Annotated in this window: 11 protein-coding genes; 3 read left to right on the top strand and 8 right to left on the bottom strand. The window is 51.7% G+C overall.

Going from position 1 to position 11,030, the window contains the following annotated elements; translation table 11 throughout:
* Window positions 1-345: 345 nt before the first annotated feature.
* The 3 genes from U2W12_RS06520 to gshA form a co-directional block, all read right to left on the bottom strand.
* Window positions 346-963, bottom strand: coding sequence for a hypothetical protein (locus U2W12_RS06520; RefSeq protein WP_326499860.1), 618 nt, complete (start codon window positions 961-963; stop codon window positions 346-348).
* Window positions 964-1,390: 427 nt separating this feature from the next.
* A complete protein-coding gene (locus U2W12_RS06515; RefSeq protein ID WP_326499859.1) occupies window positions 1,391-2,116 on the bottom strand; it encodes a phosphoadenylyl-sulfate reductase in 726 nt (241 codons plus the stop codon).
* Window positions 2,113-3,720: a glutamate--cysteine ligase gene (gene gshA, locus U2W12_RS06510; RefSeq protein ID WP_326499858.1), complete on the bottom strand. Its 1,608-nt coding sequence runs from the start codon at window positions 3,718-3,720 to the stop codon at window positions 2,113-2,115. Before gshA ends, U2W12_RS06515 begins: the two co-directional genes overlap by 4 nt.
* A gap of 96 nt (window positions 3,721-3,816) precedes the next feature.
* Between gshA and recQ the strand changes: the two genes are divergently transcribed.
* Window positions 3,817-5,937, top strand: coding sequence for a DNA helicase RecQ (gene recQ / locus U2W12_RS06505; protein ID WP_326499857.1), 2,121 nt, complete (start codon window positions 3,817-3,819; stop codon window positions 5,935-5,937).
* Between the two features lie 518 nt (window positions 5,938-6,455).
* On the opposite strand, the gene U2W12_RS06500 is transcribed toward recQ, so the two are convergent.
* The 5 genes from U2W12_RS06500 to minC all read right to left on the bottom strand — a co-directional run bounded on the left by U2W12_RS06500 (window position 6,456) and on the right by minC (window position 9,278).
* Window positions 6,456-7,052 (bottom strand): metal-dependent hydrolase, encoded by a 597-nt coding sequence (locus U2W12_RS06500; RefSeq protein ID WP_326499856.1) that lies wholly within the window; start codon window positions 7,050-7,052, stop codon window positions 6,456-6,458.
* Window positions 7,053-7,206: 154 nt separating this feature from the next.
* The gene (locus U2W12_RS06495; protein WP_326499855.1) at window positions 7,207-7,404 is read right to left on the bottom strand and encodes a winged helix-turn-helix domain-containing protein; all 198 of its coding nucleotides are present in this window, start codon (window positions 7,402-7,404) and stop codon (window positions 7,207-7,209) included.
* A 31-nt stretch (window positions 7,405-7,435) separates the two neighbouring features.
* Entirely contained in the window at window positions 7,436-7,702 is a 267-nt protein-coding gene (minE, locus tag U2W12_RS06490) for a cell division topological specificity factor MinE (RefSeq protein ID WP_326499854.1), read from the bottom strand.
* A complete protein-coding gene (minD, locus tag U2W12_RS06485; RefSeq protein WP_326499853.1) occupies window positions 7,702-8,511 on the bottom strand; it encodes a septum site-determining protein MinD in 810 nt (269 codons plus the stop codon). Before minD ends, minE begins: the two co-directional genes overlap by 1 nt.
* 32 nt (window positions 8,512-8,543) lie before the next feature.
* Window positions 8,544-9,278: a septum site-determining protein MinC gene (minC, locus tag U2W12_RS06480; RefSeq protein WP_326499852.1), complete on the bottom strand. Its 735-nt coding sequence runs from the start codon at window positions 9,276-9,278 to the stop codon at window positions 8,544-8,546.
* A 263-nt stretch (window positions 9,279-9,541) separates the two neighbouring features.
* Here minC and U2W12_RS06475 point away from each other — a divergent pair, with 263 nt between their 5' ends.
* Both U2W12_RS06475 and lgt read left to right on the top strand, forming a co-directional pair.
* Window positions 9,542-10,057 carry an aspartate carbamoyltransferase gene (locus U2W12_RS06475; RefSeq protein ID WP_326499851.1) on the top strand — a complete coding sequence of 172 codons (516 nt, stop codon included), beginning with the start codon at window positions 9,542-9,544 and terminating at the stop codon, window positions 10,055-10,057.
* 149 nt (window positions 10,058-10,206) lie between these two features.
* Window positions 10,207-10,989 carry a prolipoprotein diacylglyceryl transferase gene (gene lgt, locus U2W12_RS06470; RefSeq protein WP_326499850.1) on the top strand — a complete coding sequence of 261 codons (783 nt, stop codon included), beginning with the start codon at window positions 10,207-10,209 and terminating at the stop codon, window positions 10,987-10,989.
* Window positions 10,990-11,030 lie beyond the last annotated feature (41 nt).

Raw genomic sequence — 11,030 nt, 5'->3', positions numbered from 1 at the left:
AACTCTACGCGCTCCTGTTGGCTCAACTTAACCACCTTAGCAATACGCCCCATCGATAACTCCTCTGTAATTTTCAGAGGATTATATATCTATCGTATTTTTATACAATTAGACACTAGCTGCTGACTTCCTGGAAACCTTGGTAGGCGTAAATTCAACGCCGCAATAAACACAAGCTTTGTCTCTTTCCCTGACTTCCGTCTCTAGCCAAGCTGGAATATTCCAATTATTTGCCATTACTCGATCCGAATCGTTTTACGCATAACGTAAAGCTAACCAGGCGTGACCAGGAAGCCAATATATAAACAAAATCGCCTTGCTTCCGCGCTCCGGTTGACCGCCATGTTAGGCATTATTTTCAAAGTACAAAATAGTTCTGCTTTTTATTCTACCTACTTCAATATAATTCCACCCGCCACCTATTAGCCCGCCAATGATTGGGACTGTTTTTGTTATCACTCCTTTTTGAGTTACTTTGATGCCAAAATATTTCAACATTATCTTTTGAAATGCTTTTAGTGTTTCTTTAGACAAGTATTTTCGAATGGCAGCACGAGTTACACCCATTCCTCCTCTAATGCCAAGCTCACGTGCGAATTGACTGCCAACATTCAAACCAAACACTGGAATCAGCAATTCCCACTTTGCATCTTCGTAATCAAAAAACGATTCATCGAAGATTATGGCTGTTCGGGCGGCAGCGTAAACCTCTGTTCTTAAAGTTACAGCCACATCGGTTGTTGCGGCGGGAAGGGCTACCCAGGGATTCGCTGGTAATCCCGTTACAACGCCCGCAGAAGTTGCTTTCCAGCGAGCTTGGGAGAATGCTTTACAGGCCAGTTGTTTATTAGTTAATCCCGGATGTTTATTTCTTTCAGCAGCAACTGAAGCAACAATTGCTGGAGGGTCAATATCCACTACCCACTCCAACGCCTTCATTAGTGCTTTATTTTCATCTGCCATTTGTATTTTTCCTATCGAAGCCTTAAGTGCCCAACGTTCAGTAGACACCTAATCTAGGTGTATATAAATTTCCGCCATCGGTGTATAACGCTACTCTGACAACCTGCCAAACTAAGCGCTACGCTATTCAATCATGGATAGCGACCTTTTTATGCTAACGACAAATACACCGCCAAAACGTCTTGATCAAGTCCGCGACCGGATTCGCGTCCATCACCATTTGCGCATTTTAACATTCATGCCGAGCATGACTCAGTATAGTCTGGATCAAGTACTTTTTTGCATCTCGGAAAAAACTTCCGTGCAAACGGTAGAGAATTAGCCCTGTAGACAGAGCGCGACAGCGCTGGGTTGAGCACGAAACCCGGCATACGGGCACGGATGAGCTGGGTTCCTGCAAAGCTCCAACCCAGCGGGCTTTTACACTTTATTCTTCCTTCACATTCCCCGCATGCAGTCCGCATTCCTTCTTCGCCGCATCTTCCCACCACCAGCGCCCTGCGCGTTCGTGCTGGTTCGGCAGAACCGGTCGCGTGCAAGGCTCACAGCCGATACTGATGTAGCCCTTTTGGTGCAGTTCGTTGAAAGGCACCTGATAGGCTTCGATGTAGTCCCAAACCTGCGCGGAAGTCCAGTTCAATAATGGATTGAATTTGACCAATCGATGTTCCGGTGTCGAAAACGCGGTGTCGATCTGCACTTCGGGAATGTCTTGCCGGGTATCCAGGCTTTGATCCTTGCGCTGGCCGGTGATCCAGGCATCGAGATGCGCGAGTTTGCGTTTGAGCGGCTCGACCTTGCGAATGCCGCAGCATTCGTGGTGGCCGTCTTCGTAGAAACTGAACAGTCCCTTGGTTTTGACCAGGTTGTCCAGCAGTTCCCGGTCCGGCGTCAACACGTCGATCGCAATGCCGTAATGTTTTCTGACTTTTTCGATGAAGCGGTAGGTTTCGGGATGCAGGCGGCCGGTGTCGAGCGAAAAAACCTGAATATCTTTGCGGATGTTAACCGCCATGTCTATCAGCACGACGTCTTCCGCGCCGCTGAACGAAATCGCGATATTGTCGAACAATTCCAGCGCTTTTTTCAAAATCACGCGCGGGTTTTTGTTTTGTAATTCGGTTTGCAGAGTCTGGATATCGAAAGCAGTCATGTTGGCGAGGCTATATCATCACATTGAGCAAAGTAGTTTGCCAGGAAATCATCGAAAGACAGTTGATCGCTGCTTTCGATCTCGGTTTGTTTGTTCAGGGATCGTTCGGCAAGTTCCAGAAACTCCCGGTTGCAGGTATCATCGAGTCTGTGGTTTTTAAAATACCGCGCATGCTCGTTCGATGACTGCAACGCGAAACAGGCAAATGGCTGTTCGTTGCCCGACATCGTATTCAGCATTCTGGCCGATGGGGTCAGATCCGGATTTTGCACCACCTGGCGTTGTTCCTTCAAAGCAGCACTGTAAGGCTTGTCGGCCAGACCTTCGTCGAGAACCGTGCAAACCGGCTCCATCGTGTCGAGAATTTCGCTCGCCCAATCCTGCAACGCAATCGGCTTGCCGCTTTTGTTCAGTTCGAGGCCTGGCTTTCTACCATTGTTTGCGACCGCCAGTTGATTCGCATTGTAGATGGCATAATCTTCGGGCGTATTCGGCGGGCTGTCGTGCAACAAACAATTCAACAACAGCGCTTCGATGAAACGCCCCCGGCTCGCGTCGATCCCGACCGTTTTGAACACGTCAAGATCGAGCGAACGCATTTCGATGTAACGAAGGCCGCGCCGTTTCAGCGCCATCGTCGGCTTTTCGCCGGACATCGCGATTTGCTTCGGACGCATCGTGCTGTAAAACTCGTTTTCGATCTGCAGGAGGTTGCTGTTCAGTTGCTGGTATTCACCGTTCAACTTCACGCCAATCTTTTCATACTCAGGATACGGCGTGGTGATTGCCTTATGTAAGCTGGACACGTATCCCGGCAGGGAGTTGTAATCGATGTTCAGATTCGCCTGGTTTTTGCTTTTATAGCCGATGTCGCTCATTCTGAGCGAGGTCGCGTAAGGATGATACAGCGTGCCCTGATCGAAAGTTTCGAACTGACTCATCAAGGACGGGCGGCTCTTGAAAAAGCTTTTGCAGATGGCCGGGGATGCGCCGAACAGGTACAGAATAATCCAGCCGATGCGCTGAAAGTTGCGGATCAGGCCGAAATAGCCATCCGCAGTGAAGGCATCAAGACTGGCCTCGCTGTTTTCGAGTTGCTTGAGCGCAGGCCATAACCCGGTCGGCGCCGAATAATTGAAATGGATGCCCGCGATCGATTGCATCGTGCGCCCGTAACGATGCCACAAGCCGCGCCGGTAAACATGTTTCATCCGGCCAATATTCGATGATCCGTAGGTCGCGATCGGAATGCTTTCGTCGCCATCGATGCCGCACGGCATGCTCGCGCCGAGCAATATTTCATCGCCGAGGTGATCGTAAACGAACCGATGCAGGTCGGAGAGATAATCTATCGTATCGCCGATCTCCGCGAACGGAGGGGTGATCAGTTCGATCAACGCTTCCGAATAGTCGGTGGTAATGTAGGGATGCGTCAGCGCGGAACCCAAGGCTCTCGGATGTGCGGTCTGCGCGATCATGCCGTCCTTGCCGATACGCAAACTCTCTTTTTCAATCCCTTTCAGTCCTCCACGAAGCAGATGTTGTCGGCCGTTGTGTAAAAGCCGCTCCAGTCGCGGCGAAAGCATCGTATCGGAATGAGTCATGGAAAGGTGGCTGCGTTCTTCTGTCCTGTATAATCGGACTATTATAAATAGGTTGAGACCATTCAAGAAACTTAAATGATGATGCGGAGAACGGCGATGGAAACTCAGCCGCTTGACATTTTGAAGTCGGTATTCGGCTACGACCGCTTCCGGGAGCCGCAGTCCGAGGTAATCGGCCATCTGTTGGCCGGCGGCGATGCGCTGGTATTGATGCCGACCGGCGGCGGCAAATCGTTGTGTTATCAAATCCCTGCCTTGCTGCGCGCCGGCGTCGGCATCGTGATTTCACCGCTGATCGCGCTGATGCAGGATCAGGTGAGCGCGCTGACGCAGCTCGGCATTCGCGCCGCGTTTCTGAATTCGACACTGGCATTGCAGGATGTCCGCCGGATCGAACAGGAACTGCTGAACGGCGAACTCGATCTGCTCTACATCGCTCCTGAACGACTGACCAGCGAACGCACGCTGGATTTGTTTGCAAGGCTCCAAATCGCCCTGTTCGCGATCGACGAGGCGCACTGCGTCTCGCAATGGGGGCATGATTTCCGCGCCGATTATTTGCAGTTATCGCTGCTGCATGAACGCTTTCCGGACATTCCGCGTATCGCGCTGACCGCGACCGCGGATGCGAAAACGCGCGAGGAAATCGTCCGTCGTCTTGGGCTCGGCGAAGCCCGGATGTTTCAACGCGGTTTCGACCGGCCGAACATCCGCTACCGGATCGTGCAAAAACAGAATGCGCGCAAACAATTGCTCGATTTCATCCGCGCCGAACATGACGGCGATGCCGGTATCGTCTATTGCCTGTCGCGCAAAAAGGTAGAGGAAACCGCCGACTGGCTGCAAGCGCAGGGACTGAATGCACTACCCTATCATGCCGGAATGAACGCATCGGAACGCCAACGCCATCAGCACCGTTTTTTGATGGAAGAGGGCCTGATCATCGTCGCGACGATCGCGTTCGGGATGGGCATCGACAAACCGAACGTGCGCTTCGTCGCGCATCTGGATCTACCCAAAAGCGTCGAGGCCTATTATCAGGAAACCGGCCGCGCCGGGCGCGACGGCCTGCCCGCCGACGCCTGGATGGCGTATGGATTGCAGGACGTGCTATTGCTCCGGCGCATGCTGGCCGATTCGAATGCCGATGACGCGCACAAGCGGCTCGAACTGCATAAGCTCGACGCAATGCTGGCGCTTTGCGAACAGGTGCATTGCCGGCGGCAGGCGCTGCTCGCTTATTTCGGCGATCAACTGGACCAACCCTGCGGCAATTGCGACACCTGCCTGGAACCGGTCAAAACCTGGGACGGCACCCTGGCCGCACAGCAGGCTTTATCCTGCATCTACCGAACCGGCCAGCGCTTCGGCGTCGCGCATCTGATCGACGTGCTGCTCGGCAAAGCTACCGAGAAAGTACAGAAAAATGGGCATGACCACGTTTCGACCTTCGGCATCGGCAAGCATTTGGAGGAACAGCAGTGGCATTCGTTGTACCGGCAGTTGATCGCACGCGGTCTGGTCGCCATCGATTTCGAGAGCATGGGCACCCTGAGGCTGAACGACGCGAGCCGGCCGGTGCTGCGCGGCGAGCAAACCTTGATGCTGCGCGAGGACATCAAACCTGAAAAAACCAAACGCACGACCGCGAAAACCGGCGCTGTCGCCGGCACGCCGCTATGGGAAGCCTTACGCGCCAAACGCAAGGAAATCGCCGAGGCGCAGGACGTGCCGCCTTATGTGATTTTCCATGATGCGACATTGATGGAGATGATCGCCTCCCGTCCAAAGAATCTGAAACAAATGGCCGCGATATCGGGCATCGGCGCGCGCAAGCTCGAACTTTACGGTGAGCAGTTTTTGGAGGTGATCGCGGCGCATTCCACACAATCCGATACGGGGTCTTCGGAGACGGCCGGCGCCTCGATCGAACTGTTCCGGCTCGGCTATAACGTCGAACAGATTGCCGCGCAGCGCGAGTTGAAGACGACCACGATCTACCGCCATCTGGCCGAAGGCATCGAGCAAGGGCTGGTCACGTTGCAGGAGGTCGTCGAATTGCCGGAACGCGATATCGGACTGATCCAGGACGTGATGTTGAATCTTCCCGACGAGCAGAAGCGGGCGTTGAAGCCGGTCTATGAGCAGTTCGGCGGGATTTATTCGTATGAGATATTGCGGTGTGTAAAGGCCGGTTTGGAAAGGGTTACCGGATGACGAATTGTAGATTGGGTTGGGTTGGCTGAGCCACCCAACCTACACCGCTTTTGCCCGGCCGTTGTCAACTATCCACCATTTTAGCAAAACTATCTAACTCGGATATTTAATCAAGAATGAACCAGAACAACCTAGCCCCCCTATAAAATCCAGGGGTTAACTTAATTTTTGAAGGAAGTGCGATGATATAAGTTCTACTGTAGACTCAGTAAATTTGGCAACCTGGGACGACATGGGATCGAGACAAATTTTCAGGATGGCGCTATCAGCTCTGATGGTGGCCGAGCGTTATTACGGCAAGTTGACCACCATAGGGTTGTCCAAAACCGTCACTCATATATTACTTGATCCGCGCTGTTACTCGGACCGTAGGATATGCTGAACGCAGCGAAGCGCATCGTTAGCGATCGATGCGCCTCCTTACGTCGGCACATCCTACGCTTTATCATGAGGAATGATTTCGCCCCGACATTCCTTTTAACCCCTGGAAAGCGGAACCAGTTTACGAGGGGTGTTCATCAGGTTTTAAACTGCCGAATGAGCTGTCTGGGTGTAACTTTAGTACCCGTATCGTCCGAAAAACTCTTCAATTGACTCTGACACAAGGCGATAAGCTTCGTCGTGTTAGCACCATTAAACAGCAGACCATCAGCCAACCCGGCGCATAGCCCCCACGATAGGACAACTACCACGAACTCAAGATTTCCGCTGCGCCACATGGATAGCGAATGGCGTCGGAAAATCCATGGCACACCCATCGGGTTGGGCCAATCGGTAAGCAGGTGCATCAGTCCACCTGCCGCAAATCCGAATCCCACAGGTGCCCACCATACCGAATTGAGGCTGACATACGAATACCACAGCAGCATTACCCAGGGAATGCCCCAGTGGGTTAATGTGCGATGCGCAATCCATAAACGGCGTTTCCCGCGATATTTCTTTCGCCACCACGCTATTTCCAGCCAGTCCGGCGCCGTCCCTCCCCAGGCGCCGGCTAATAACGCCAGCATCGCCAGCAATTGGCATGGACCGCCCGCACCTTCATACACCACAATCACAGACGCAAGCATTCCTGCAGCGATGCCGGAAGCGTGGTGAGCTTTTTTCGACGCCATGATTTCCTTTATGCAAAACCGATAATTTTACAAAATATCGTCTTCGGCAGGCGTAAAAAAACGCCGAAGAACACGATGATCCTTCGGCGTTGTAAGTTTACCCGGCAGGCTCGAAATCGACCGAACCCTGCCGAGAGAAATTAGCTGCTTGCGCTTATTTCAATGACAAGGTTTCCGCGCGGCCTACCAGTTCGATATTCAGCTTATCTTCCTTCAGAAGCCAGCCGATTGCGCGCTGGATGTCATTTTTGTTTTCACCGGTTTCAACGGTGATTTTGTTCACGCTGGATGGTCCGTTATCACTTAGATAAGTCCAGATCTTGCCAGCCACTTCACCAATGCTATCAGCCATAAAAGTCTCCTGTTGTGTTGATTGAGAAAAGTTAAGATTTCTTGGGCGGTTGATCGGGCAACACGATATTCAACTCGAGCGTTTCTTGATTGCCGTCCTGTTCAAAGCTGAACGAGATCGCATCCTGACCGACGTTGACGTGCCGGCGTATGACTTCCAACAATTCTTTTTGCAATTGCGGAAGATAGGAAGGCTGGTTGCGCGACAGTCTTTCGTGCGCCACCAGAATTTGCAGCCTTTCCTTGGCGACGGATGCAGAACTCGGCCGCGAAGTTCTAAAATAATCCAGCAAACTCATTATCCTCTCCCAAAGAGTTTCCCGAAGAGTCCTTTCTTCTCATCGATGAACCGGTGGGGCTTGTCTTCCCCCAAATAACGCGCGACGATGTCCGCATAAGCCTGGCCCGCATCGCTTTTATCATCCAGAATCACCGGCACACCGGCATTCGAGGCATTCAGCACCGATTTCGAATCGGGAATCACACCGAGCAAATGCAGTGACAAAATTTCCTGTACGTCTTCAACGCTGAGCATTTCGCCAAGTTTCACGCGTTCCGGCGAATAACGGGTCAACAGCAGATATTCCTTGATCGGCTCCTGATTTTGTTCGGCGCGGCGCGACTTGCTCGCCAAAATGCCTAACATACGATCGGAGTCCCTTACCGAAGACACTTCCGGATTGGTCACCACGAATGCATCGTCGGCGTAATACATCGCCAGATGCGCACCTTTTTCGATACCCGCCGGCGAGTCGCAGACAATGTATTTGAAATCTTTCGACAACTCGTCCAGAATCTTGCCGATGCCTTCCTGAGTCAGCGAATCTTTGTCGCGCGTTTGCGAAGCCGGCAGAATATAAAGGTTGTTGCAGTGCTTATCTTTGATCAAGGCCTGATTCAGCGACGCTTCGCCGCTGATCACGTTGATCAAATCATAAACGACGCGACGCTCGCAGCCCATAATCAAATCCAGGTTGCGCAGGCCCACATCAAAATCGATCACGGCGGTTTTATGGCCTCGTTTCGCAAGTCCCATCGAAATGGCGGCGCTGGTGGTGGTTTTGCCGACTCCGCCTTTACCTGATGTAACGACAATGATTCTGGCCAATGGTGTTTCCTCCAAATAGAGAGCGGTTTAAATTAAATTTCCTTGATGATCAGCGAATGATCCTTAAGAAAAATCTGCACCGGTTTGTGCTTGAATTCTTCAGACAGATCCTCGCTGATCTTGTAAATGCCCGCGATCGAGATCAGTTCCGCCTGTAGATCGGAACAAAAAATCCGCGCTTTTTCATCGCCTTGCACGCCAGCCAGAGCTCGTCCGCGCAAAGAACCATAGACATGGATATTGCCTTCGGCCATGATCTCGGTACCGGAACTGACCGGCGCCAAGACAATCAGGTCGCCATGTGCATAAATACGCTGACCCGACCGCACCGGCTGAGTAATCATCATCGTAGAAGGTCCTTCGCTTTGTAAAGACTCTTCGGGCGCAGCCGTGATCGTTTTGATTTTTGTGATTTCCGGAGCCGTTCCGCCATGCAGTACATGCACGGGAATGCCCAATGCCAATGCTTGCCGATTTTGCGCCGCGTTACCGCCGCGTATTCCGATTGGCAATAAATTCAGTTCCCTGACCGATTTGACCAAATCCGCCACGGCGATGTCCAGACCGCGCTTATTCACTTCCTGAAAATCAAGCAGGATCGGAGAGTTTTTAAAAAACTCCGGCGCCAGGGCAATCTTTTCTTGCAGTTGTTGTTCGATGTTCCGGAGGCTATCGCTGAATAAAACTAAAACGGGCACCGAAAATGTACTGCTTTTAAATTCCAGCGCGAGGTGGCTATGAGACGTTTTGTTGGAGTCTGTCGGCATCCGTCAATCTGCTAAATTCACTTGTGGCTGTGATTTTATCATTACTATTTAAAAAATCATACATTATCAGCGCATTATCGTTGAACGAATCATGGAACCCGATATACGACAAGCCTGTCTTCAGAATATATCGGCAAGGGATATATGAGCATGGGAGGTTGCCGATAGGCAGTATCCGGCGAGCGGAAAAATCTTCCGGCATAATCAGCCACGGACAAGGTGCGCATTACACACTCAAATCAGGACTAACGAGGAGAACGATCATGAAACAGATAGCTTTAATTTCGATGGGATTTTTATTTTTTGCAACATCAACGATCGCGGAAGAACTTGCCAGCCCGCAGCGTATGGAGAACGTGGAGCATCGACGTGAGGAGTTAGTGCCTTATGCCGCCGATAAGACTCTGGAAACATTTTCGAAAACCGTGCATGGGGGAGTGATGCATGTGATCGCCAAAACCGCGGACGACAGCAAACAAGTCCAATTGATACAGAACTATCTACGGCAAATAGCCGATGCGTTTGGCAAAGGCGACTTTTCCAGCTCCGAAAAGATGCACGGCGCGAATATGCCGGGGCTTCAGCAGTTGAAAACCGCCAAAACCGACGATATCCGCTTTGAATACAAAGGATTGCCGAACGGCGCCCAGATTCACTTTTCAACCGAATACCCGCAATATGTGCAGGCGCTGCATGAATGGCTGGATGCGCAAATCAAGGATCACGGCAATGCGCCGACGCCCGGGCACATGAAACACCATTCAGGGATGGCGGAATAAAATCGCGAGATAAGGTTGTATTCGGCTACCTGACCCTTCGTATCGATAGTGGATTGGCCATTACACATGCAGCGTCGATTACAGCATGGTAGGGCTGTGTTGTACGGCAAGGTATAATGTGGCCTTTTTAGTTTTGACTCTTCCTAACCATGCTGACTTATCCATCTATCGATCCGATCGCCGTCACTATCGGCCCGCTCAAAATTCATTGGTACGGCCTAATGTATCTGGTCGGCTTTGCCGGCGTTTGGATATTGGGAAAGAAACGTGCTCAGCAGTCCTGGTCACCGGTCCAGCCCGAGGCGATTGAAGATTTGGTCACCTACGGCGCGTTGGGTGTTATTCTCGGTGGACGCATCGGCTACACGCTGTTTTACAATTTACCCGAGTTTTTACACAACCCGCTGGTGCTTTTTGAGATTTGGAAAGGCGGCATGTCGTTTCACGGCGGCATGCTCGGCGTGTTTGTCGCTATGTGGTTTTTCGGCAAGCAGCAAAACTGTACGATGATGCAGTTGACCGACATCATCTCGCCACTGGCGCCGATCGGTCTTGGCGCGGGTCGGCTGGGCAACTTCATCAATTCCGAACTCTGGGGCCGTCCAACCGATGTACCCTGGGGCATGGTGTTTCCGAATGGCGGTCCGCTGCCGCGCCATCCGTCCCAACTTTACGAAGCCTTCCTGGAAGGCTTCGTACTTTTCATTATACTGTGGATTTATACTTCCAAGCCCCGGCCGACGATGGCGCCGACCGGCATGGCATTGATGGCGTACGGTTGCTTCCGCTTCTTTGTCGAATTTTTCCGCATGCCCGACGCACAGATCGGCTATCTGGCGCTGAATTGGCTCACGATGGGGCAAATCCTGTCAACGCCGATGATCATTATCGGCGCCGCGATGATTTATATCGCTTATAAAAAGGCAGATTGATGCCATGCATAAAATTTGCGCTTTGAATATGGCACATAATT

This window comes from Methylomicrobium sp. Wu6 (assembly GCF_035916875.1).
GTDB lineage: Bacteria > Pseudomonadota > Gammaproteobacteria > Methylococcales > Methylomonadaceae > Methylomicrobium.
This window is presented reverse-complemented; position numbering and strand designations above follow the sequence as displayed.

What these genes read in the sequence shown, in the direction of transcription:
- U2W12_RS06520 (WP_326499860.1), bottom strand. Translation starts at nt 963, where the DNA reads ATGGCAGATGAAAATAAAGCACTAATGAAGGCGTTGGAGTGGGTAGTG.
- U2W12_RS06515 (WP_326499859.1), bottom strand. Translation starts at nt 2,116, where the DNA reads ATGACTGCTTTCGATATCCAGACTCTGCAAACCGAATTACAAAACAAA.
- gshA (WP_326499858.1), bottom strand. Translation starts at nt 3,720, where the DNA reads ATGACTCATTCCGATACGATGCTTTCGCCGCGACTGGAGCGGCTTTTA.
- recQ (WP_326499857.1), top strand. Translation starts at nt 3,817, where the DNA reads ATGGAAACTCAGCCGCTTGACATTTTGAAGTCGGTATTCGGCTACGAC.
- U2W12_RS06500 (WP_326499856.1), bottom strand. Translation starts at nt 7,052, where the DNA reads ATGGCGTCGAAAAAAGCTCACCACGCTTCCGGCATCGCTGCAGGAATG.
- U2W12_RS06495 (WP_326499855.1), bottom strand. Translation starts at nt 7,404, where the DNA reads ATGGCTGATAGCATTGGTGAAGTGGCTGGCAAGATCTGGACTTATCTA.
- minE (WP_326499854.1), bottom strand. Translation starts at nt 7,702, where the DNA reads ATGAGTTTGCTGGATTATTTTAGAACTTCGCGGCCGAGTTCTGCATCC.
- minC (WP_326499852.1), bottom strand. Translation starts at nt 9,278, where the DNA reads ATGCCGACAGACTCCAACAAAACGTCTCATAGCCACCTCGCGCTGGAA.
- U2W12_RS06475 (WP_326499851.1), top strand. Translation starts at nt 9,542, where the DNA reads ATGAAACAGATAGCTTTAATTTCGATGGGATTTTTATTTTTTGCAACA.
- lgt (WP_326499850.1), top strand. Translation starts at nt 10,207, where the DNA reads ATGCTGACTTATCCATCTATCGATCCGATCGCCGTCACTATCGGCCCG.